We start from the raw sequence: 24206 nt of genomic DNA on the forward strand, positions 1-24206 counted from the left end.
TGACGAATGACTTTTGTTATTTGTCTGTTGTCATTTGTCCTTTGTCTTTTTACTAATGACCAATGACCAATGACTAATGACTAATGACCAATGACCAATGACCAATGACTAAGGACAAAAACCATGCTACAAGACAAAGAATTAGAAATCCAGATGCAGTTTCTGGAAGAAGCAACAGATTACTTAAATACCTTAGAAGGGGTATTGCTAGAAATCGATACTAGTAACCGTATCGATTTGGATAAAATCAATGCTGCACTCCGGGCCACTCATTCTATTAAAGGTGGTGCGGGAATGATGGGATTTAAATCGCTAAGTGATTTATCTCACCGTCTGGAAGATTCCTTTAAAGTTTTAAAAACTAAAAAAAATTCTTTAGAAATCGATACTCAGTTGCAAAGTTTATTGCTATCTGGAGTTGACTGGCTGCGTCAAATTGTAGAATTGCTTGCAGAAGGGAATGTTGTCGAAGATCAGTGGTTAGCAACTTTTTGTTATCCCATCTTCGATGAGTTGCACGATCGCTTGGGCGACCCCACCCCAGAAGATGCCTCAACTATGCTATCCCCAGAGGACGGGCAAGACGTTATTCCTTTGCTATTTGCCACAGAAGTAGAAGAGTGTTTGCAACGTCTAGAATCTATATTGGCAGATAGCGAACAAGCCGGATTGCATGAAAATATTGCGATCCTGGCAGCTGAATTAGGCGGTTTGGGAGAAATGCTTCAGTTGCAAGCTTTTAGCAAGCTTTGTGAGTCGGTAACGCAGCATTTGGAAACTGTTAGTAGAGAACGCATTCCCGAAGTTGCCCAGTTAGCATTGCAAGCATGGCGGCGATCGCAAGCTTTGGTGCTGACAAATCAGCTAGATAACTTACCTACAGCTATTGACTTGAGTAGTTTGCAATCCCAGCCACTATTACCAGCACAAGTGATACCACAGCTTCTCCCCACAGATGTCATCGACACAGAAGTAGCGTCAACAGCTGTTTGGCAAGCAGAGATAACTCCAGAAACTTGGGTGAAAGATGAAGCAATCGCAGCCAATTTTACATTTGTAGATGCAGAATTTGCTGAGGATGTAAATGCTGTCAATGTACCTGAACACAATACAATATTTGCTAAAGAAGAGAATCCCCCAGATGGTAAATTTAGCGAAGGTAAAGGAGAGCCAGTTGCCGTTGCTAAAGAACGAGAAACTCATGAAAATAGCGTCCGAGTTCCTAGCAAACAGCTAGAGCAAATTAATGATTTATTTGGCGAACTGATTGTTCAGCGAAATGGCTTAAACTCGCAATTAGAAAGATTACGCAAACTCGTTCGCAACCTCAACCAGCGAGTCCAAGTTCTCGACCGCGAAAACCAGGAATTACGCATAGTCTCCGATAAGATTTCCACTCAAGCTACGATGTTTAATGGGGCGCAGATACAAGCTGAAAATGGCCACCAATTAGAAGGTACAAACACAGAATTTGATGCTTTAGAAATGGATCGCTATAACGAATTAAACCTGCGATCGCAGGAAGTTATGGAAACCATTGTTCAGGTACAGGAAGTCACAACAGATGTGCAACTCAGTGTAGATGATACAGACCATATTGCTCGTAAACTAAACAAAACATCAAAACAGTTACAAACCAAGCTAAATCACATCCGAATGCGACCGCTGTCTGATTTAATCGAACGTTTTCCCAGAGCTTTACGCGATTTAAATGTCGAGTATGGCAAAAATGTTCAGTTAAAAATCGAAGGTGGCAACACTTTAATTGAACGCAGCATTTTAGAAGCTTTAAACGAACCTTTAATGCACCTATTAAGGAACGCTTTCGATCATGGTATCGAAGACTCTGCCACGCGTCGCCTTTTAGGAAAACCAGAACAAGGATTAATTGAAATTACAGCTACTCATCGCAGTAATCGCACCATCATCACCATCCGTGATGATGGTTGGGGCATTTCTCTGGAGAAAATTCGCACCCGCGCCCTAACTATGGGATTGGATGCTTCTTTACTCGCTAATGCTAGTGATGAAGAACTATTATCACTAATTTTTGAACCAGGTTTTACTACCTCCGAGCAAGTTACAGCATTATCTGGCCGCGGTGTTGGTATGGATGTGGTTCGCAACAACCTCAAACTAATTCGAGGAGATGTGAAAGTTGATACAGAACCAGGAGTTGGTACTACCTTCACTTTATCAGTACCGTTTACACTTTCCGTTGCGCGAGTTTTGCTGGTAGAAATCAACAAAATTCTATTAGCATTTCCCACAGATGTGATTTCAGAAATATCTTTACTCCAAGACGAGCGAGTTTTTGAAATGGCTGGTAGCGAAGTTTTAAATTGGCAAGGAACCATGCTGCCACTGATTCGCTTAACTCGTTATTTAGAGTTTAATTGCCTACGCTACGATAGCGCAGAGTTAGAAATTCCGGCAGCCATTAGTACTAACAGTGTGTTAGTAGTCAAAGGTAATAATCAGCCAGTCGCAATCCAAATAGATCGTTGCTGGGGCGAACAAGAAGTTGCGATTCGCCAAGTTGAAGGAAATATACCCTTACCTGAAGGCTTCAGCAATTGTACAATTCTCGGTGATGGTCGAGTAGTACCATTAGTTAATGTTAATGAGTTGCTGTATTGGATTGCTACAAATAAAAAGACACTGAGAGGAACTCAATTACCATCAGCAAGGTTAAAAACACCGTTCCTGATATTTGATGAAGAGAAAATATCAGCAGCATCTATTAAGCAGAAAGGTACAATTTTAATCGTAGATGATTCGATTAATGTACGCCGCTTTTTAGCCCTGACCCTTGAAAAAGGAGGGTATCAAGTAGAACAAGCTAAAGATGGTCAAGATGCCTTAGAAAAACTCCATAGTGGATTAAAAGTGGAGGCAGTAATTTGTGATATTGAAATGCCTCGCCTTGATGGTTATGGATTTTTAGGTAAGGTAAATTCAGACGTGGATACAAAAAATATTCCAGTGGCAATGCTGACTTCTCGTAGCAGCAATAAACATCGGCAACTAGCTATGCAATTGGGGGCGCGGGCTTACTTTTCTAAACCTTATAATGAGCAAGAGTTATTGCAAACGCTGGAGGAAATAATTCATTCGGTTGCAGAACAGGCAGCTTCTAATTAAAAATTGTTAATTCATAATTAGGTTTTAAATATTTTCTTAGGTGCGTTATGCCAAAGGCTAATGCACTATTTGTTTTAACTTTTGGTGCCTTGGTGACTATAGCTGTCGCCAAGTAGTTTAGGACATAAACCTAATATAAAACCTAGACAACAAGCGACTTTTGACCCTGTTCCCTGTTCCCTGCTATATAAGTCACGGCTACACAAACAAAACCCGCCTGCGCGGGTAAAAAAGTGAGTTATGTCAGTAATAATCGCGCAGCTTTTGCGTAATACTATTTGTGTGAGTTGAAAGAATTTCTATATCAATTCAATTTGTAGTGAATTTATGGTAACTGTAACACTGACGGCTGTTGCTACTGCGATCGCTACTACACTTTGGACTAAAGCACAGGAGAAAATTGGCGAAAACATTGGTGATGCTACATGGACGCTAGGTAGTAAGTTAATCGAATTACTCCGCCAAAAGAATAAATCGCCATTACTCACCAGTGCTGTTGAGGGAAATGAACCGCAGCGATTAGATTATGGTCAAGCAGTGCTGGAACTCAAAGCAGCAGCAGACGCAGACCCAGAAATTGCTCAAGCTGTTGTGGGAGTGGAAGCAGCAGTCAACAATGACCAATCTGAAAGTGCTAAGGAAATTAAAAAATTAGTAGAACAAATCAACTCGCACCCGTCAGTTGTCAACAATGCAAAGTTAGCAGATGAGATTAAGAATGTTTTCCAAGGCAATCAATTTAACGGCCCAGTTACATTTGGCTGACCGCAGTCGTCCCTAGGGGAGGATGGGACAAAGTTAACTCCCGATGATTGGCGTAAAGTCTGCCGTGAAATACTCGCAGAACGGCGAAAGCTGACTACAAATCCTTTGACATCAACTGAAGGAGTAACCCTGCAAGTTGATGATGTTTACGTGCCACTGGGATTAGTTGAGCGCAAAAAGGCATCCAAGCCTCAAGGTGATATTTCTCCAGAACAGGGTTCAGAACTGTACAAGGAGACAGAAATCACCAAAACATTTGAGCATGATGCTTTTCTTGAAGAAGTTCTTAAACAGCAGAACACACCTAAAAGTAAAGGTAAGCGAATTGCGATTATTGGTGAACCAGGCGCAGGAAAGACAACACTATTACAGCAGATTGCTGATTGGGTATCTCGTGAGATTCACCAGTCAATTGTCATTTGGGTATCTTTAGCAGATTTGCGAGGTCAGGAACTAAAATTTTATTTATTCGAGATTTGGTTGACTCAGGTAGCTGAGAAAACAGGTAAAGCCGAAGCCACCAAGCAACTGAAGAATGATTTTGTTGCTCTATTTAATCAAAATAATGTGTGGTTGCTGCTAGATGGGTTAGATGAAATGTCCGCATCTTCAGGTAATCCTCTAACAGAAATTGCACGGCAATTCCGTGAAGCAGGGTCAATTGCTAAAGCGCGAATCGTGTTGACTTGTCGGGTTAATCTGTGGGATGGCAGCATTAATGCACTTGATGATTTTGATACCTATCGTAGTTTAGATTTTTCTTATCCAGAACAGGTAGAGAGATTTATTCATAAATGGTTCGTTGCTAATCGAGAAAAAGGGGAGCAGTTATGTACTGCGTTGAAAGAATCGGGTAAAGAACGGATTCAAGATTTAGTGAAAAATCCTCTGCGTTTGACACTGCTGTGCTTGAATTGGCAATCAGGAGAAGGTAAATTACCCAATACTCAAGCGGGACTCTATCAGCAATTTGTAGATGACTTCTATAAGTGGAAAAAAGACGAATTTGCTACAAACTCTGACCAGCGTCAGCAACTCAATGTCAAATTAGGGGAATTAGCGAAAGCAGCAATAGACAAAGAAGCAACCCGTTTTCGCTTGCAGAAGGATTTTGTGAATCGCTTCTTAGGAAATGCTGAGGATGAAAATTCACTGCTGAAATTTGCGCTAAATCTCGGCTGGCTGAACTGTGTAGGGATAGATACAAATAGAAAACCTGTTTACGCTTTCTTTCATGCCTCATTTCAAGAGTACTTTGCTGCCAAGGCAATTGAGGACTGGCATTTCTTTCTCAACCATGTTCCCAAAAATCCCAGTCAAGGAACTTATCGCATTTTTGAACCGCAATGGAAGCAAACAATATTACTTTGGCTAGGGCGAGAAGAAGAAAATCTAAAAAAGCAAAAACAACAGTTTCTTGATGCTTTAGTTAGTTTTAAAGATGGATGTCAAAAAGTTTATAAATACCGTGCCTATTTTTTAGCAGCCGCAGGAATTGTAGAATTTAAAGATTATTTAAGAGCCAATGAAATCGTAAAGCAAATTACCAAATGGGGCTTTGATTATTTCAACATCAAAAAGCAAGAGTGGGTACAATTTTCCTATAAAATTACCCAGGAAGCTAGGTTGGCACTGCAACAGACGGAGTATACAAAAGCGATCACTGCGTTGGTACAACTGCTGCAATCCATAAATGTGGATAAATTAACCCTTTGCCAGGCAGCAGTAAGCTTAGAGAAAATCGACCCTGGCAATAAAATTGCGATCATTGCCTTGGTGCAACTGCTGCAATCAAATCATCTAGTCGCTCCTACGCTGGCAGCCGAAAGCTTAGGGCAAATTGGTAAAGGTAATAAAATTGCGATCACTGCTTTGGTGCAACTGCTGCAATCAAATCATCTCGATAACGATACCCTAATGCTGTCAGCAGCATTAGGGCAAATCGACCCTGGTAATGAAATTGCAATCACCACCTTGGTGCAACTGCTGCAATCAACTACTGTGGATGATAATATCCGTGAGCGGGCAGCACATAGCTTAGGGAAAATTCTACAGGTTAATAAGCATCGCTTTGAGGTAGTCAAAGCTTTAAGTGGTTATTGGCAATTAAATAGTGAATACTACGATTTAGCCTGGGAATGCGCCCAGAATATGCCTTACCCCGATTTCTATCAAGCTTGGCATCAGCATAATGTTGCTACTCGTACAATGCGAAGCTTAAAGAGAATCCTCTTCACAAGAATAATTTGAGTACTTTTGCAGCAGTGACGTTACAAATCTAGTTGTGGTGGTAACGAACTTCGTCATATTTGTAGTAAATGCTTAAATAAAGCTGTCAGCTATTTACGAATTGGTAAAATACGCACCCTAGATTGAGCTTGGTCAATAGTAACCAATGCACCTGACTCCAGTAAGGATTCAAACTGATTCAGGGCTGAAATGACTAGATTTTCGATACTGTTTGGCAAAATATCCTGAGCGCGAATTTGAATTACACTAGGGGTATCAGCACCTGTTGCAGCTAACAAAGTACCGAAGTCTAAATCGTGAGTAAACACGATATAACTGTTAGTTCTTGCCCACTCCATAATGATTGCATCTTTCTCACGCGGGTTGCCAATGGTAGACCAGTGGACAGACGAAATATTGTACCTCTGAAAAACCGCAACCCAATCAGGGGAAAGGTTCATATCAATCAGAATTTTCATGCACTCTTGAGAGGAACTTCAATTTCTTCAACTCGCCATGCAGCATAGGCAAGTGCCTGATAAATATCAGCTTCTTCGAGGTAGGGATATGCTTTAAGAATATCGCTATTGCTGTGTCCAGATGCCATTAACCCAACGATAGTACCAACAGTAATACGCATTCCCCGAATGCAGGGTTTACCACCCATCACTTCTGGATTGCGGGTAATTCTGGTGAGATTTTGCATGGTTGTTACCTCGCTATGTGAGGTTATCAGATTGAAGAATTATAAATATAGCAGGAGGCAGGGGGCAGGAGGCAGCTATGCTGGAGGTAAAAACATTACTCTTCCTGACAATCGTGAATGTCATTATGTCCTAACCTATATAACTACGGCTATAACTGCGTCCATTTTTCTATTATCCGATCTTTCGCGTTAAGCATTAGAGGTTGTTTTAAATTAGATGTAGGTTGCGTGAAGCGCAGTCCAACCCAACATGGATTTTGGTGTTGGGTGTCGCGATCGCTCTACTATACATACATTTCAGCATCATGTTGTTACTCGTGCGATGCAAAGCTTAAAGAAAATCCTCTTCAGAAGAATTTGAGCAATTTTGCAGCAGCAACGTTACAAATGAAGTTCCCGTGGTAACAACAGCTTGTCCATTTGTTACCAACACAACCTGTTTGGTTACGAATGCAAATCCCTTAGTAACAACAGCTTGTCCATTTGTTACTAACACAACCTGTTTGGTTACGAATGCTTATCCATTTGTGGCAAACGCTTATGCGATCGTTACTAACACAACTTGTTTTGTTACAAATGCTTATCTATTTGTGGCAAATGCTTATGCGATCGCTACCACAGATTAAGCAAAATTTATCAATACAAGTCCTAACCAAAGCTTACAGCTATTTTCAGGTAAGCAGCAACATCACTGGAGTTTAGACTCACTACCTAAAATCCCAGGACAGAAAATGCTAAGATTCCAATAAAATATGGCATTTGCACAGCTATGACAACCACGCTGCACAAATCAATCTTTTTAGCAGAGTTCCTCAAACTGCCAGAAACAAGATTAATATCCGAGATTTTTTTTAATTTTGAAAAATTAATCAGAGGATTTTTAGGTGACAAAAAACAATAAAAAAAAGGCTATCGCTCAAGCTATTTCCACAACCGTTGCTCTGGGTTGGATAATAATGGAAGTGGAATCAGCACAAGCTGCTACCTTGACGGCGGCTCTCGATAGCATCACCATCGGCGGCAATTTAACTATCTCTACTGATAAACTCTATATTAAGGGTGGTAGCAAGAATTCACGAGTAGCAAGCACCCTAACTATTACAACCAATGCTCTTACAGTCAGACCCGGTGCTATTATATCGAAACCATTACCCCAACCAAGTGCGATCGCTTCTGGTAGCAATCATTCAGGAGCAGCAGGCACCCTAACTATTACAACCAATACTCTTACAGTCAGACCCGGTGCTATTATATCGAAACCAGTACTCCAACCAAGCGCGATCGCTGATGATAGCAATAATAATTCAGGAGCAGGAGGTAACATAACTCTTACAACCTCTAACCTGATTCTGAGAAGAGTACCTGAAACAAGTGCGATCGCTGCTGGTAATATTAATTCAAGATCAGCAGGCAACATAACTATCAACTCTGATACTTTGATATTGAATCCTGGTGCTTTGATATCGAAACCAGTACCCGAACCAAGTGCGATCGCTGGTACTATACTTGCTGGTAGTCTGGCTTGGCTGGCGAAGACAAAGCAAGCAGCATTTTGCAAGGCAAAGGTATAATTACATATTAGATAGAATAAATTCGCAAATAGTTTAAATACGAAGCCCGCTCAGACTTCTCTCTGCGCGGGCTAATTATTTTATGGGCAATTAGCCGGACGTAATATTAATGTCCCTGCAACTAAAATACTTCCAGGAACCTTTATTAAGCCTCAACCTTTATGCCCTTCCAAAAGGCGACATAACCTTCAATATTCTTAGCTTTCTCCTTAGCGCTGGGATAATACCAAGCAGCATCTTTGTTGACTTGCCCATCAACTTCGATACTGTAGTAACTGGCAACACCTTTCCAAGGACAAGTAGTGTGGGTGTTACTTTCAGTAAAATACTGCTTATTAATGGCGTCAACAGGGAAATAATGGTTGCCCTCCACAACTACGGTATTATCACTCTCGGCTAAAGTAGCTCCATTCCAAATTGCTTTCGGCATAAATGACTTTGTAAATAAACTATACATATAACATTTTGACACTATCAGCTTATTTGTAGTGAATTTATGGAATCCATGACGCTGCCAAAATAGTTCAGATGTCACGAAGAGGCAATGAGTTACAGGATTTTCCTCTAGATATTAATTGCAATCACTTTTATTTATCAATTTGAAAATTAAAAGCATTTGTTTCCATCATCACGATTTTCTAACATATTGGTATGGAAAGTTTATTAGTCAAAAAAAATTAGATTTCGGTTGATAGCCTCAAGCAAAAAATCTTTAAATATGTAAGTAAGCGATGCCTGCGGTGAGCGACGCTAAGGCACCTTTTGGCAATGCTTGTCAGCTAAAGATTTTATTTAACGTGAGTTCGACAAGTCCTTTTTTGACCTCTCCCCCAACCCCTTTTGGACACGGAGAGGAAAGCCAAAACCATAATTTCTTCTTGCTCTCCCTTTCCCCGTGGGAGAGGGAGGTTGTCCGGGAGAGGTTCATCGAACTCACGTTTATTTAGCATATCTTTGCATGTTTGAAGTTCTGATTAAACCTACTCCGGATGTTCCATTTCTCCAATTTGGATGAATTGTATCAACCCGTTTGAGTAATTAAAAAAAATCAGCCGATTAAATGAACCGCTCCTAAAAGTTTGAGATTAATAAACAGTGGACTCTATTACTAGAGAATACTGATTCCTATTGCATTTTGTTCTAATTGAGGATAACTCTATGAAATTTACCAATTCGCTAAAATCTGCACATATTATTGCTTGGATTAACTCTATGACTAAAATCACTTGCCTTCATCAAGCCAAGAATCACAATAGTCTATCAATAAAAACAGCCGTCAACTCTGAAACTTCCCCTAGCTATTCTACTAATGTCAATTATCTCAAACATTTTGAGACTGCTTTTATTGCCTATTACATGATGGGTTTTGGTAATAGTTTTTAATGAGTTAAGTTACTTTTATGCTTTTGAGGTGTAGCTTATATCATTTTATTCAGTACAGGTTTGTTTAAAAAACACTTCATTTTTAACCTGTAGTAATTCTCTTAAAAAAAAGCTATTTATCAAGTTTTGAGAGAATTATTTCACTTAAATACTATGAGTAACAAATGAATAAAAACGATTAATTACCAGAGCTTAAAATTGCTAAAAAAGAAACTTTTTTTACTTGAAAAAATTAAGTTATTTCTAACAAGGATAAAATCATGAAATTCACAACTCTGCTCAATTCTGCACTTATCATTACTTTTATGGCTTTTATGCCTGGAATTGCTGGCGCTCAAACAGTTAATACTAACAATGGTGGTGGACAAATAAATACAGATGTCAACTCTAATACTTTAGCTAAAAATCCTACAGATACTAAATATCTGCAACCTTTTAATCTTGCCTTTCTCGCTTATCAAGGTTATTTAAAAAAGCAGGGTATTCCTAGTTATGGCACTTTGTTATTCAAATACCAAACCGGATACTTGACTGGGAAAGATGTGGTTCAGGCTGCTATTAGGGCTAATAAGTTACCAGCGGAAGTTTTGAACGATCGAGGTTATGTCAACGCAGTTGAGTTACAGATGAAATCATTTGGCGATACTAATGATTCACAATAGATAATTTAGGAGTGCTAAAATCAATCTCCGCATTTCCCTATAATTTTAGACACGATAAATCGCCGTCTCTACAATAGACTTCTTGCATAAGTCGGGAAAAGGAAAAGGGGGAAGGGGAAAAGGTTCTGTATTGTCCCCTTCCCCTTTAACCTTTACCCTTTTCCCCAAGAGTGCAAAAAGCACTTTTGTAAGAGGTCTAATAATCAGTCTTTGGTCTTGACGGTGATTTATCGTGTCTGAGATAATACTTTTGTGACTTTGTTAAATACTTTGTTTGCAGCTATTGGTCGATTTATTCCGCTTTTGCGTTGATTAGATTTGAAAGAAAGTTGCACACAGCGTTAGAATAACTGAAAATATAAGGAAAATCAAAGTTTGTGGCGAATATATCCCACATCCCCAAATTACCGATACCACCGTCTCTTTTGGGGTCAGAAGTTGGTTCTTTTACTGAGTTTACAGTTACTCAACGAATGCCTGCGATCGCTCGCAAAGTTATTGCTGAAAATAATTTCTCGTCTGCAATTAATACCAGCTTAGAAAATCTGGCAAAAGAATTGCCCGCAGGATATGTGCAACCTCTTTTTGATAAGACTGCTGTAGATTTTTCAGCCTGGAATACATATTTAGAATTATATAAAGGTCAGCGTTGGCTAGATGTTCCTTGGTTTTTTGCTGAAACTTATTTTTTTCGGTTGATTCTAGAAATTACTAATTATTTTCGCTCTGGTGTCTGGCAAGGTGTCGATCCATTTGAGTTACAAAAGTCTCAAAGTTTAGAAGCATCTTTGGATTCGATTATTCTATTGTGCGATCGGTCTAACAATTGGTTAAATAATTCTCAACTGAAGGGAGAATCAAATCAAACAGCTTTAATAGCGCTGTTATATTTTGCTTTGTGGGGAAATCGAGTTGACTTGAGTTTATGGTCAGCATCCGAGAGCGATCGCAGTCGTTTTGATATTCAAACCCAACTAGCTCACATTTTAGTAAATGATGCCTCCCAAGTCACGGAATTATTAATCAACTCTCAAGGGGGACGGATTGATTTTGTTGTAGATAATGCTGGCTTTGAACTCGTTTGTGATTTATGTTTAGTAGATTTTTTATTAAATAGCAGATTGGCTAATCGGATTTACCTACACTTAAAGCCACATCCGACTTTTGTATCTGATGCCATGATTAAGGATGTACATGACACAATAAGTTTTTTAGCCGCTACTGGAAATCAACAACTTACATCCTTTAGCCAAAGACTCCGAGACAATATTGCATCAGGGCGTTTAGTACTATCTGAAGATTACTTTTGGACATCGCCTTTAGCCTTTTGGGAAATACCCAACTCCCTCAAAAATGAGTTAGCCAATGCGAGTTTGGTTATAGTCAAAGGAGATGCCAATTATCGCCGATTATTAGGCGATCGCCATTGGGAATTTACCACTGATATTGCAGATATAGTCTGCTACCTACCCGTGCCAATGGTAGCTCTACGCACCTTAAAGTCAGAAGTAGCAGTTGGTTTAAAACCAGAAGTTATTGAGAAAGTAGCCAAATCTGACTCTTCTTGGTTGACAAATGGGCAGTGGGGTGTGATTCAGTTGGTAATTTAGACAATTTTGAAAAATCGAGATAATTTGTAAAACAAGTATACGTATCTTCACTACTTATAGGGTCGTTTACTCTACCAGTATTACCACAACCAGCTTAGGATAGACTAGAAGAACTTTCTAAGGAAAATGGTAGAAAAAATCACAGCTGTGTTTAATGGCAAAGTGTTCTATCCAGCTGAACCGATCGCACTGCCAATTAATACCCGTGTGCGAATCAGTATTGAAGTTTTACCGCCAAGCGAACATGAAACGGTATCATTTCTGCAAACAGCGCGATCGCTCAACCTCGAAGGGCCATCTGATTGGTCTGCCAATATAGATAAATATTTATACAGTAAATAAACTTTTCATGCATTCTGAAGTCTTTTTGGATACATCATTTGCCATTGCCTTATCTGCACCGAGCGATCGCTTGCATGACCGAGCCTTACATCTGGCTAAAATGTTACAAACAGCAGAAACTCGTTTGGTGACAACACAGGCGGTGATGTTGGAAATTGGCAATGCCTTATCCCAACAACCTTATCGTCAGGCGGCAATCATATTATTAAATTCTCTAGTAGCAGACTCCAAAGTAGAAATTGTTCCCCTTTCCCAAGAACTCTACGAACGTGCTTTTCAGCTATATCGCGAACGAACAGAGAAAGAATGGGGATTTATCGATTGCGTATCTTTTATTGTTATGCAATATAGCGGCATCACTGAAGCACTGACCGCCGATGAGCATTTTCAACAAGCAGGCTTTCGAGCATTACTGCGAGAAAATTTGCCTTAAAGATTGGGCATGGGGCATTGGGTATGGGGCATGGGGCATGGGGCATTGGGCATTGGGCAAAACAGTTCCAAGTTGCGAGTAAAAAAAGTGAGATTCCCACTCAGCAAGCGCGAAACCATAGCTATCTGCTAACAGCACTCAAGACTCAGCACTCATTAAGGGCATTGGTTATTCACAAATGACAAATGACAAATGACTAATGACTAATGACAATTAAATATTTCGTTACAATCGGCGTGTGCGTTAGGCATTCAAGAGTTATTAGCCATGAAATTGATTTCCGATCCACCCATTCCTGTAAAAATTCAAAAGATGAAGGAACGGGTGCGGTGGATGCATCCAAGTTTTGTCCAACGGGGAATTGACCAAACCAGTCTAGTTATTGACGATCGCAGGCAGGATAATCCAGAATTTTCCTTTATGGTTATCGGCGATTCTGGTACTAAATCTCATTCTCGACACCACCCCCAACGAAAAGTTGCCGAACTGATGCTAACTCACCGCGATGATTGCAGCTTTGTGTTGCACACTGGCGATGTCATCTATGTGGTGGGTTCCCAAGAATATTATTCAACAAACTTTATTGAGCCTTACCGGGAATTTCTTGTCGGTGGTGACAACCCGAAAAGCATTCCTTATGACCGTATGGTGTTTAATCTGCCGTTTTTGCCAGTACTTGGTAATCATGATTACTACGATGTACCTTTGATGTACCGTTTATTTACTGGCACAACATCGTCACTGCGTCGTCTGTTCCGCTACAAAGACATCGAGATTGGCTGGCATGGATCGTATCAAGGTAATGCTTATGCACGAGCATTTATGGACTACACTCAGGCAATGTCTCCACAAGAGTTAGAACGTCATTTAGATCGGCACTACACTGCTAAGACTGACACAGGGCGCTGTTTGCGTTATGAACCTGGACAATTTACCCGTTTACCCAATCGCTATTACACCTTTCGTTACGGCGGGATTGACTTTTTTGCACTAGATTCTAATACCTTTAATACACCATCACCATTACCTGCAACTCAAGAGGGGGAAATTTACCGTCGGGAATTACAAAAGCGTCGCCAAGAAATAGATCGAGAAGAATTGGAGATTTTGGGAATATACAATCGCCTCAACCCAGATAAACCCACCGAAGCGGAACAACTGGATGACCTTAGTGCCAAATTAGACCAAATAAACGAAATCAAAATCGACATTGAAAAACAACTAGCATCTCATCAAATGCCTGCGATCGATTTTGAACAACTTGAATGGTTGCGAAGCAGACTAATCGAATCTTGGAACACCTCCGAAGTGCGCGGACGTGTAATCTTTTTCCACCATCCTCCCTACGTCACAGAAGCTACCAAGTGGAATCAGGCACAAACCTTGGCGGTTCGTCACCGTTTGCGCTGGGTGTTTGAACAAGTGTCAGAAACTCTTGGTACTCTAATTAAAGAACGTCCCATAGTCGATTTGATTTTAAACGGTCACGCTCACTGTTTAGAGCATCTTTGCACAACTGACACCGGATTTGCAGACTCGCATATTAACTGTATTATCTCTAGTGGGAGCGGTCATCGTCCCCGCTATCAACGGCGAGAAGGGACTGAATTAATGGAAACTTTTGCTGAGATTGCAGGTAAACCCACTCGGAAAGTTGCGGATTCAACGTTATTTGTGGGCCGTCATAACTACAATTTCCAGAACCGACTGCCTTATTCATGTGTGCGGATTGATGTTCTGGATGGTAGCCCGCCCAAGTTTATCATTAGACCGTTGATTACTGAACGGTTTGAACAAGAGTGGCATGACACGGAACTGGAACCTTTTGCGATCTAAACGAGATGCGAAGTAATTAGACTTCTTGGCATTTGTCGGGAAAAGGAGAAGGGGGAAAGGGTAAAGGTTTTGTGCTGTCCCCTTCCCCTTTAACCTTTTTCCTTTTCCCAACTCTTGCAACAGTCTTTTTTGCAAGAGACTCCATGAGTGGAACTCACAAGGAACAATAAAAATATCTCTTCCCCAATTCCCAGTTCCCAGTCCCCAGTCCCCAGTCCCCAGTCCCTATTTTTAAGGCAGGTCTATTGAACTACACATTTTTCATCTCACTTGAAAATCAAATCTTAGTGCTGCATCTTAGCGAACTTTTACCAAATGCACCTTTGCATTCAGATAAAAGCTAGGTATATCCTAATCTTGAATAGAGTTACGATCGGCTCAAATTATGGCAGGACATAGTAAATGGGCAAATATTAAGCGCCAGAAAGCGTTAGTAGATGCAAAAAAGGGAAAAACCTTCACTCAGTTATCCAGGGCGATTATCGTTGCGGCTAGAAGCGGCGTCCCAGATCCGGCGCTGAATTTTCAACTGCGAACAGCAGTTGACAAGGCTAAGGCTGCGAGTATTCCCAATGATAATATTGAACGAGCGATCGCTAAAGGTGCAGGCACTTTTGGCGGCGATAGTGCTACTTTTGAAGCGATTCGCTACGAAGGTTATGGCCCCGGTGGTGTAGCGATTTTAATCGAAGCCCTCACAGATAATCGCAATCGCACTGCTGCTGACTTGCGTGTAGCTTTTAGTAAAAATGGTGGCAATCTTGGTGAAACAGGTTGCGTTAGCTGGATGTTTGAACAAAAAGGCGTTTGTGTTGTGCAGGGTGTAATTGACGAAGAACAGCTTTTAGAAGCATCACTCGAAGGCGGTGCCCAGTCTTATGAGATGACTGAAGATGAGATGGCTGAGATTTTTACTGATATTGGAAATTTAGAAACCCTTAGTCAGACGCTAAAAAATCAAGGTTTTAAGGTAATTGATGCCGAATTGCGCTGGATTCCTAGTAATAGTGTAGAAGTTACCGATCCCGATCGGGCGCGATCGCTTTTCAAGTTAATTGATACTCTAGAAGGTTTGGATGACGTGCAAAATGTCACAGCTAACTTTGAAATATCAGAAGAATTGATGTCTATTACCATTTCTTAATCAAAATTAACCCAAGTATCATAACTAAATTACAGCTATTTGGATGATGTCCAGATTGTTACATTTAAGATTGAAATACCAGCAAGTATTTTTTAGCTAAGTATTCCACGTCAGCCCATAGGATTCAATTAAGCTTTTTTAATGAAAGTTTTAGATTGTAGAGACGGCGATTCATCGCGTCTCTTGTCTTAACCGAGTAAATCCTATATTTGACGAATGTAAAAATAGACATGAAAGATTCATATCAATTACAAACTTATGACATACCTCTATCAGATAGTTAAATTGTTGATTACCTAATGAGGATTTTTCAAGTGAATAAGTTCGCTAAAGCTTTACTTTTGGCTCTAATTTTTGCTGCACCTGTAACCGCTTTTGCATCTCAAGCTCAAGCTAAAACTATTCATCATCCTAGCGTAAAATCTGCTAAAGTTCATCATACTAAACATCACAAGCATCATGCTAAAAAACTAGTTCATAAACACTTATAAATAGTTACTATTAGTCGTAAAAGTTTCTAGTAGTTCTGTAATCAAGTTTAGTGTTGGTTTCTCTGAAAAGATAACTGTATTATTTAACCCCGCTGGAATCCCTACCAACAGCGGGTTTTTTTATTAACTGCTCAAGGGTGCGAGCTTATAAAAATCAAAGTTCAAAGCGATCGCCTAATCCTATCTGCTACCATTCAATTTAGTCTTCAAAACATATATGAAAGCAGACTATTTAGAAGAATCACTTTTTCGTAAGTTGGAGGAGCATTTGCTTCAACCCGATGTCCGAAAGTCAGCGACAGATATCATGGATTTACTTGCTGACGAGTTCATTGAATTCGGAAGCTCAGGGCGTGTTTTTAATAAACAGCAAATTATCGAGAGCTTGCAGAATGAATCCATCCAACCTCTGACTCAAAGATTGATAACAGAATTCAAAACATTAGTTTTAGCAACAGGGGTTGTTTTAGTAACTTATCGTATAGTCAGACATATATCTGACAAACAACCTGTTCATTCGTTGCGAAGTTCCATCTGGAAATTAAACAACGAACGATGGAAAATGATCTTTCATCAAGGCACTTTAGTTAGAGAATCATCAGTGCAGTATAATGAGTAATTGGCCAAAATTATTTAGAATCAAAAAGAATCAAAGTTTTGCATAAAAAAGGCTCAAGCATTTCTGCCTGAGCCTTTTCTAAATTCAATTAACCTTAATAGCGGTTGTTGCTACGGTTGTAGCCGCCGCCACCACGGTTCCCAAAGGAACCACCACTTCTGTCTTCTTTGGGCTTGGCTTTATTTACTTTGAGGTCGCGACCAAGCCATTCAGCACCATCAAGAGCTTCAATAGCTTTCGCTTCTTCATCTTCTGAACTCATTTCCACAAAAGCAAAGCCGCGTAAACGACCTGTTTCACGGTCAGTGGGTAGTTGAACGCGCTTTACAGCACCATATTCTGCAAATACAGCACTCAGCGCATCTTGTGTAACATCATAGGAGAGGTTACCAACGTAAATTGACATCAAATGTCTCCAAAATCATAAGTTTGTAGAGATTTAGATTTCGGAGAGAAGTCTGTAATACCAAAAGGAAAAAGCCTGTCAATACTAAAAACAAACACTGTCGCCGAATTAATTCTCATTTCACTTGCCATGATGACATAGCAACCAACTTTCTGGGTAAAAGTTTGAAAAACTGTTATAAAAAGTTATATAAGCGGTTAATAGCTAGATGCTGGCTGGTCTAAAAACGGGTGAGGCTAAGTGAACCGCACCCACGAAATTGCTACATTAAATCTAGTTATGTCAGCCTAAGTCTAGTTACTTAATACTGCCACGATTAGAAGTAGGGGTGTGAAAGTTCCGTATCTTCAGTAAATACAAGTCTTCTACTAAGGGCAGATTGCAAGAAATTTAAAAATATTTATACTGAGTTAAGAATTGCATCGTCAGCTAAAAAGCGGGCGACTCAATTTAATGAGTTAAAGTGGTGAGAAATTTTTTCAAATAAAAAGTAATTTTTGATACAAAATTCTGCAAGAACATAGCCAATTGACTCTCGCCGCTTTTCACTATTCATAATGTCTCAAAATTACTTGGTAATGCATGGCTGTTTAACCCAAAAAGCTCACCAAATACGAGAAAAATAAATGATTTTGGACAGAAATAAGCCGCACAAGCAGGCGAAAATCTCACCTTTGGCAGCCGCTAACCAGGTAATTAATACCAAGTTAAATTCAGTTATGAAGACTGATGTGGCTGTTGCAGATGTAAAAAATAGTTTTGACACAAAGGTGTCTTCCCCTTTAGCATCCAAATTATTGATTCCCTGTCTGTTAGGCATAGGACTGCTGACAGCAAATTGTGGAGCGCTACCCAAGGAAGAAGCGGCTGACGCACAATCTCAGAGTCCTGGTAGCGGACAACGTAGTGGTGCAACGGCTGTAGATGCGGCGATCGCTCGAACTGATACGTTGCAAACACAGCCAGAATACACAGGTAATACAACACCCTTCCGAATTGTGTCACTGCGATCGCAAGTAGAAGCTCGGTTGTTGGCTTTGAACCTTGATGTCGGCGATGCAGTAAAGCTTGGGCAAAACGTCGGGCGGTTAGATGATGCCATACTTTCGACCGAATTAAAGCAAGCAGAAGCAGAACTAGCAGCCCTCAAATCAGAAGTAGCTAGGGCAACCAATCAGGTAAGCAATGCTCGTGCAGACGTTGAACGGGCGCGCCTAGAAGTAGTACAAGCTCAAGCAGACTCAGAGCGGCAGCAGAGGTTGTTTAAGGCTGGAGCGATCGCGGAACAAACTGCCCAGCAAGCGCGTACCCAGGCAAAAACAGCCGCCCAAGCACTCCGGGCAGCCCAAGAACAAGTACGGACAGAACAGCAAGCCGTTGCAGCTGCCCAAGGTAGAGTACTTGCTCAACAAGCATTGGTTGCTCAAACCAAAGAACGCAGGTCTTATACTCGGCTGGTATCTCCGATCGCTGGCGTAGTCACAGAAAAGGTGACAGAACCAGGCAACCTGCTGCAAGCAGGCAACGAAGTCTTGAAAATTGGAGACTTTAGCCGTGTCAAAGTCGTCGTCCAAGTTTCGGAATTAGAACTAGCACAAATTCAGGTTGGACAGTCTGTACAAGTGCGCTTAGATGCCTTCCCCAAAGAAGTATTAATTGGCAGAGTTACGCGCATTTCCCCTGCTGCCGATGCCACAGCTCGCTTGATACCTATAGAAGTAGTGATTCCCAACACTCAAGGTAAGATTGGCAGCGGACTACTGGCGCGAGTCAACTTTCAAAACCAGACTCAACAACGGGTAGTAGTGCCGCAAACAGCTATTCAAAAACAAGCAGGGGCAGCAAAGGCAGCACAGAAAGAGCAAGAAAACTCATCGGCAACACTATTTGTAGTGAAAGACACAGATGGTAAGACGAAAGTAGCGACGCGTGCTGTCACCTTAGGACAAAAAGCTGATGGCAAAGTGGAAATTTTATCCGGCTTACAAGCAGGAGAGCGCTATGTTGTTCGTAGTGGTAAGCCGTTAAAAGAAGGTGACACTGTGAGTCTTTCAATTCTTTCAGAAAAGCAATAGTAGGGTGAGCAATAACCACCATCCCAAAGAAAAAAGTACTCAGTAGTCAGCACTTATCACTTATCACTTAGGATCATGCAGCAGGCAAATAATAATAATGGCAATGGCGGATTTAGCCTTAGTGCGATCGCTATCCGCCAACACATTGGCACACTCATGCTCACCGTGGCAGTAATTGTCATTGGGGTATTTTTTCTCACAACGATCCAAGTCGATCTCCTACCGTCAATTACCTATCCACGAATTGGTGTGCGGCTAGAAGCCCCCGGTATTTCACCAGAAGTAGCAGTAGATGAAATCACCAGACCCTTAGAAGAAGCTTTACGGGCAACTGAGAATGTAGTGCAAGTTTTTTCCCGCACCCGTGAAGGACAAGTCAGCCTCGATTTATACTTCCAACCAGGGGGCGATATTGACCAAGCCCTAAACGATGCTACTGCTGCTTTTAACCGAAATCGAGGACAACTACCAGATACGATAGAGGAGCCGCGCTTATTCAAAGTCGATCCTTCTCAATTGCCGGTTTATGAATTGGCGCTGACATCTGCCTCATTACCAGGGAAAGATTTACGCGTATTTGCTGATGAAGAGTTAACGCGTGAACTCAGTGTAGTACCAGGAGTCGCTTCTGTTGACGTATCCGGCGGTGCAGAAGAAGAAGTACGAGTGCTGGTTGACTTAAAGCGATTGCAAGCTTTGGGTGTCGGGTTAAATGATGTCTTAAACGAATTAACAGCCCGTAACCAAGACACTTCTGGAGGCCGGATTCTGGGGCAAAATTCCGAGCCATTGACTCGGACTGTCGGACGCTTTCAAAATGCTAAGGAAATTGAAAACCTTTCCTTGGAAGTTTTTTCCCCTGCTTCCCCTGCTTCCCCTGCCTCCCCTACCTCCCCTGCTTCCACTACTTCCCCTGCACCTTCCCGCCGCGTCTACTTGCGAGACTTTGCAGAGGTAATTGATGATACAGAAGAACAGCGAGTATTTGTTTATCTGAATCGTCAGCCTGCGGTGAAATTTTCAGTCCAAAAGCAGCCAGAGGCCAACACGATCGCAGTTGTAGATGCTGTTAAGCGGCGAATCGAACAATTACGGCAATCAGGTTTAATTCCAGCAGACATGACTTTGAGTCCCACCACAGATGAATCTGTCTTCATCCGCAATTCTTTAAATGATGTGATCTTTTCGGGGATTTCGGGGGCATTGCTAGCAGCAGCAGCAGTATTGTTATTTTTGGGATCGTTCAGGCAAACATTTATTATCAGTTTGACGATTCCGCTGTGTACTCTAGCAGCGATCGCTTTAATGAAAATCTTTGGCCTGACTTTGAATGTTTTTAGTTTGGCAGGTCTAACACTAGGAGTCGGTCAAGCAATTGATACATCGGTTGTGATTTTGGAGAACATCTCCGAAAAAACAGGGATGACTCCCAATCAAAGAGAGATGGAGGCAGGGGAGCAGAGGAGCAGAGGAGCAGAGGAGAACGGGAGAAATTCCAAATTCTTTATAGACAGTGCGACTACTGCTTCCCAAGAAGTAGAATCTGCTTTAGTTGCTGCTACGGGTGCCAACTTAGTTTCTGTAGTGCCATTCCTTTTAATTGGCGGCTTTATTGCACTGCTATTTAATGAACTGATTCTGACAATTAGCTTCGCAGTCGCAGCATCTCTTGTGGTTGCGATTACAGTAGTGCCGATGCTGTCTTCTCGACTTTTGGGAATCCGCTGGTCTAGTCGGATTAGTGAATTTTGGCTGCTTAGACAGTTTAATCACCGATTTGAAGATGCGACGCGGGGATACAGTAACTTCTTAACCAAGGTTTTACGCTATCGGCTCCTCGTAGTAACTGCTGCTTTGGTAATTTTAGGTGGCAGTAGCTTCTTCATGTTTGGTCAAATTCCCCAAGAAATTTTACCCCGCATCAGTACCGGACAAGCTACCTTGAGAGCGCAGTTTCCTCCCGGTACACCTTTAGCAACTTCTGAAAAAGTTATGCAAATTGTCGATGACATTTTGCTCAAACAACCAGAAACAGAGTCTGCTTTCACAACTGTGGGTGGTAATTTATTTGGCAGCAGTACTACAGAAAATCCCTTACGTGCCAGCAGTACGATCAATCTGAAACCAGGCACAGATGTAGAAGCTTTCGTCAAAAAAGTAACTCAGGAATTTAACAAACTCAACTTAGCAGGAATTCTGCTGCGCCTCAATCCTGGTCAGGTGCGGGGTTTAATTTTGAGTAATTCTCCAGTGCAAGGGTCAGAGGTTGACGTGATTCTGCAAGGTGAGAATGAAGAAAACTTAACGCAAGCCGGGGCACAAGTGCTGCAAGCATTACAAGAAAGAGCAAAATTAGCGACATTCCGGCCAGATGCCGACCCCCGACAACCGGAAATCCAAATTCGCCCCGACTGGGAAAGGGTTTCAGCTTTAGGGTTGAGCGCCGAGCAAATTGGTGCAACAGTTCAAACAGCAATTGAAGGTTCAGTTCCTACGCAAATTCAACGCGGTAATCGTTTAGTTGATGTGCGGGTGCAGCTAAATAAGGAAGCAATTGGGCGTCCTTCCCAGCTAGAGCAATTACCGCTATTTACAGAAAACAATCAATTAATCCGCCTTTTTGATGTTGCGAACATTCAAGAAGGTCAAGCGCCTGGTGAAGTGCAACGGATTAATCAGCGCCAAGCTTTTATTGTCGCCGGAAATCTCAGCGAGGGAGCAAGTCTTGGTGAAGCGATCGCAGAAGTCAATCAGGTACTTAAGGATGTAGACTTACCTGATGGTGTTTCAATTGTGCCTAGTTCTGCCCAAGAAACTAATCAGCAACTTCAGAATGCTTTAAAAACTTTGGGGGCGTTGGCAACGTTCTTAATCTTTGTAGTCATGGCGGTACAATACAATTCGCTAATTGACCCATTGGTAATTATGTTCACCGTACCACTAGCGTTAGCTGGGGGAATTTTTGGACTTTACATTACCCAAACTGCAATTGGCGCAACTGTAATTGTTGGTGTCGTCCTGCTGGTGGGAATTGTGGTGAATGCAGGGATTCTGATGGTGGAACTGGCGAATCAAATTCGAGAAGAAGTTGGTTGTACTCGCCAAATTGCGATCATGAAAGCTGCTCCTCAACGTTTGCGCCCAATTATCATGACTACAGTCACTACTATCTTGGGACTGTTTCCTTTGGCATTGGGCATTGGTGAAGGTTCTGAATTTTTGCAGCCTTTAGGAATTGTAGTTTTCTTTGGGATGGCGATCGCAACGATGCTGACACTATTTATCATCCCTTGTTTTTATATTCTGCTGCACGATTTGCTTGGTGGAAATTGGGCAAAGCCAGTGTTAATCCGATTGCGTGGAGTTACGAAAAAACTTATCAGCTAATGAGCATTTAAGTTGCACATAGCGTAATACCGATTTTACTGGCGATCGCGATCGTTGTTTGTTTCTGGGGTGGTTATAAATAGAGAACTGTTTGCCATAGTTTCTCAACCTTATAACCATTTCAGACAGCCACATAGACATCGCCCTTGTTCAAACCATGCCCAGCCCTTCTCCCATCCTAAAAACAAAGTTTTCCAAAGTTTATGACGCTCAGGCTCAACAAAACGATAATCTTGGCTGAGTAAGTGAATAAAAACTAATACCTCACTGAAAGGCATTCTTTCTTGTTTGTGCTTTTTGTGCTTGAAAGCTTATGCTGATCCGCCCCGCCACAATAACTGACGTACCCACAGTTTTACCAATGGTTGCCAAAATTTGTGCTTTGCATGAGTCTTGGGATTCCGCCAAATATGGTTTTCTACCGCATCCAGAACAGCGTTATGAGCAATGGTTGATGCGTTTGGCAAATAGCGGCGATGGACGCAGTATATTTCTAGTATCCGAAAATGAAGGGCAAATTGTAGGGTTTCTGGTAGCAACAGTTGAGCGAGAAATACCAATTTATCGGTTACAGGAATTTGCTTTTATTCATGATATCTGGGTCGAGCCGGAATATCGCCAAAACGGAATTGCGCGGCAGATGGTGATGCTAAGTATTGAACGCTTTCATCAGATGGGCGTCAAGCAAATTCGGCTAGATACAGCAATTGCTAACGAGGCTTCACGGCGGTTATTTGCATCTTGCGGTTTTCGATTCAGCATTATTGAAATGCTAAAAGAGTTATGAGTTATGAGTTAGGAGTTAGGAGTTAGGAGTTAGAAGTTTTAAATTTTTAACTCCTCACTTTTCACTCCTCACTTTTGCAGTTTTCACTCCTCACTTTTGTAAGTGTTAGCTAGCTAACAGAGTTTTTTCTAGAGAAGTCCAACGGAAAGCGCGATCGCCACCCCTCTCAATGATTACTCTCACTCGTGGTTCTAGTTGAGGCAAATTCGTCAAATACTCAAGTTCCTCATTAGAAAGAATATGCCCTTCAATAATCCACAAGACCAGCCCCTTAGACTTTGGTGGTAGCTGTTCTAGATGAGAATTGAGAATTGGGGGTAAATAGTACACATGACCTACTGCGGCACCGCTACCAGTGCTTTTTTTTCCAAGATGAGGAGGTCTGACTCCATGAATTCTTGTGAGATACGCAGCTAAATCACCCAGTCCTTTAGCAGTAATGTGGAGGGTAGTATAGCCAGCTGCCCGTAGTCGGCGCTGATATCGACCTTCATAACCTCCTTCTAGAGGTACATACACTCCCAGAGCGCCAAACTTTTCCAGATCGCGGATTAAACCGTTGCCAGTGGTAATTAGTGCCATAGATTTTCGTCTTATCCCACTTAGATATTTCTAT

22 protein-coding genes are annotated in these 24206 nt (G+C 41.4%); 17 read left to right on the forward strand and 5 right to left on the reverse strand.

Features of this window, described 5'->3' with window-relative positions; all coding sequences use genetic code 11:
* Positions 1-123: 123 nt before the first annotated feature.
* The 3 genes from RM049_RS11570 to RM049_RS11580 all read left to right on the forward strand — a co-directional run bounded on the left by RM049_RS11570 (position 124) and on the right by RM049_RS11580 (position 6159).
* Positions 124-3144, forward strand: coding sequence for a hybrid sensor histidine kinase/response regulator (locus tag RM049_RS11570; protein WP_322704279.1), 3021 nt, complete (start codon positions 124-126; stop codon positions 3142-3144).
* 327 nt (positions 3145-3471) lie between these two features.
* Positions 3472-3909, forward strand: a complete 438-nt coding sequence (locus RM049_RS11575) for a hypothetical protein (protein ID WP_322704280.1) — start codon at positions 3472-3474, stop codon at positions 3907-3909.
* A 105-nt stretch (positions 3910-4014) separates the two neighbouring features.
* Positions 4015-6159 carry an NACHT domain-containing protein gene (locus tag RM049_RS11580; RefSeq protein ID WP_322704281.1) on the forward strand — a complete coding sequence of 715 codons (2145 nt, stop codon included), beginning with the start codon at positions 4015-4017 and terminating at the stop codon, positions 6157-6159.
* Between the two features lie 89 nt (positions 6160-6248).
* Here the strand turns inward: RM049_RS11580 and RM049_RS11585 are convergent, their stop codons facing one another.
* On the reverse strand, positions 6249-6617 hold the full coding sequence (locus tag RM049_RS11585) for a DUF5615 family PIN-like protein (RefSeq protein WP_322704282.1): 369 nt from the start codon (positions 6615-6617) through the stop codon (positions 6249-6251).
* Positions 6614-6844: a DUF433 domain-containing protein gene (locus RM049_RS11590; protein ID WP_322704283.1), complete on the reverse strand. Its 231-nt coding sequence runs from the start codon at positions 6842-6844 to the stop codon at positions 6614-6616. Before RM049_RS11590 ends, RM049_RS11585 begins: the two co-directional genes overlap by 4 nt.
* A 398-nt stretch (positions 6845-7242) precedes the next feature.
* Between RM049_RS11590 and RM049_RS11595 the strand changes: the two genes are divergently transcribed.
* Positions 7243-7470 carry a hypothetical protein gene (locus RM049_RS11595; RefSeq protein ID WP_322704284.1) on the forward strand — a complete coding sequence of 76 codons (228 nt, stop codon included), beginning with the start codon at positions 7243-7245 and terminating at the stop codon, positions 7468-7470.
* Between the two features lie 258 nt (positions 7471-7728).
* Positions 7729-8415 (forward strand): hypothetical protein, encoded by a 687-nt coding sequence (locus RM049_RS11600; protein ID WP_322704285.1) that lies wholly within the window; start codon positions 7729-7731, stop codon positions 8413-8415.
* A gap of 145 nt (positions 8416-8560) precedes the next feature.
* Here RM049_RS11600 and RM049_RS11605 read toward each other — a convergent pair whose 3' ends face one another.
* On the reverse strand, positions 8561-8845 hold the full coding sequence (locus RM049_RS11605) for a DUF427 domain-containing protein (protein WP_322704286.1): 285 nt from the start codon (positions 8843-8845) through the stop codon (positions 8561-8563).
* A 728-nt stretch (positions 8846-9573) separates the two neighbouring features.
* Between RM049_RS11605 and RM049_RS11610 the strand changes: the two genes are divergently transcribed.
* From RM049_RS11610 to RM049_RS11650, 9 genes are all read left to right on the forward strand, one after another.
* Positions 9574-9798 carry a hypothetical protein gene (locus tag RM049_RS11610; RefSeq protein ID WP_322704287.1) on the forward strand — a complete coding sequence of 75 codons (225 nt, stop codon included), beginning with the start codon at positions 9574-9576 and terminating at the stop codon, positions 9796-9798.
* 260 nt (positions 9799-10058) lie between these two features.
* A complete protein-coding gene (locus RM049_RS11615; RefSeq protein ID WP_322704288.1) occupies positions 10059-10460 on the forward strand; it encodes a hypothetical protein in 402 nt (133 codons plus the stop codon).
* Positions 10461-10837: 377 nt separating this feature from the next.
* The gene (locus tag RM049_RS11620) at positions 10838-12070 is read left to right on the forward strand and encodes a damage-control phosphatase ARMT1 family protein (RefSeq protein ID WP_322704289.1); all 1233 of its coding nucleotides are present in this window, start codon (positions 10838-10840) and stop codon (positions 12068-12070) included.
* Positions 12071-12196: 126 nt separating this feature from the next.
* The gene (locus RM049_RS11625) at positions 12197-12412 is read left to right on the forward strand and encodes a hypothetical protein (protein ID WP_322704290.1); all 216 of its coding nucleotides are present in this window, start codon (positions 12197-12199) and stop codon (positions 12410-12412) included.
* 7 nt (positions 12413-12419) lie between these two features.
* Positions 12420-12845, forward strand: coding sequence for a type II toxin-antitoxin system VapC family toxin (locus RM049_RS11630; RefSeq protein ID WP_322691016.1), 426 nt, complete (start codon positions 12420-12422; stop codon positions 12843-12845).
* 267 nt (positions 12846-13112) lie between these two features.
* On the forward strand, positions 13113-14681 hold the full coding sequence (locus RM049_RS11635; protein WP_322704291.1) for a metallophosphoesterase: 1569 nt from the start codon (positions 13113-13115) through the stop codon (positions 14679-14681).
* A gap of 385 nt (positions 14682-15066) precedes the next feature.
* Complete coding sequence (locus tag RM049_RS11640) at positions 15067-15825, forward strand: YebC/PmpR family DNA-binding transcriptional regulator (protein ID WP_322701275.1); 759 nt, start codon at positions 15067-15069, stop codon at positions 15823-15825.
* A 314-nt stretch (positions 15826-16139) separates the two neighbouring features.
* Positions 16140-16316: a hypothetical protein gene (locus RM049_RS11645; protein ID WP_322704292.1), complete on the forward strand. Its 177-nt coding sequence runs from the start codon at positions 16140-16142 to the stop codon at positions 16314-16316.
* Positions 16317-16533: 217 nt separating this feature from the next.
* Positions 16534-16935, forward strand: a complete 402-nt coding sequence (locus RM049_RS11650) for a DUF4440 domain-containing protein (RefSeq protein ID WP_322704293.1) — start codon at positions 16534-16536, stop codon at positions 16933-16935.
* Positions 16936-17029: 94 nt separating this feature from the next.
* Here the strand turns inward: RM049_RS11650 and RM049_RS11655 are convergent, their stop codons facing one another.
* Positions 17030-17341, reverse strand: coding sequence for an RNA-binding protein (locus RM049_RS11655; protein ID WP_322672219.1), 312 nt, complete (start codon positions 17339-17341; stop codon positions 17030-17032).
* 626 nt (positions 17342-17967) lie between these two features.
* On the opposite strand from RM049_RS11655, the gene RM049_RS11660 reads away from it, so the two are divergent.
* From RM049_RS11660 to RM049_RS11670, 3 genes are all read left to right on the forward strand, one after another.
* Positions 17968-19416, forward strand: a complete 1449-nt coding sequence (locus RM049_RS11660) for an efflux RND transporter periplasmic adaptor subunit (RefSeq protein ID WP_322704294.1) — start codon at positions 17968-17970, stop codon at positions 19414-19416.
* A 75-nt stretch (positions 19417-19491) separates the two neighbouring features.
* Positions 19492-22803, forward strand: coding sequence for an efflux RND transporter permease subunit (locus RM049_RS11665; RefSeq protein ID WP_322704295.1), 3312 nt, complete (start codon positions 19492-19494; stop codon positions 22801-22803).
* 313 nt (positions 22804-23116) lie between these two features.
* Positions 23117-23590: a GNAT family N-acetyltransferase gene (locus tag RM049_RS11670; RefSeq protein WP_322672222.1), complete on the forward strand. Its 474-nt coding sequence runs from the start codon at positions 23117-23119 to the stop codon at positions 23588-23590.
* Positions 23591-23695: 105 nt separating this feature from the next.
* Here RM049_RS11670 and RM049_RS11675 read toward each other — a convergent pair whose 3' ends face one another.
* Positions 23696-24172 carry an NAD(P)H-quinone oxidoreductase subunit N gene (locus tag RM049_RS11675; protein ID WP_322672223.1) on the reverse strand — a complete coding sequence of 159 codons (477 nt, stop codon included), beginning with the start codon at positions 24170-24172 and terminating at the stop codon, positions 23696-23698.
* Positions 24173-24206: the final 34 nt, after the last annotated feature.

The organism is Nostoc sp. DedQUE04, from assembly GCF_034530995.1.
Lineage (GTDB): Bacteria > Cyanobacteriota > Cyanobacteriia > Cyanobacteriales > Nostocaceae > Nostoc.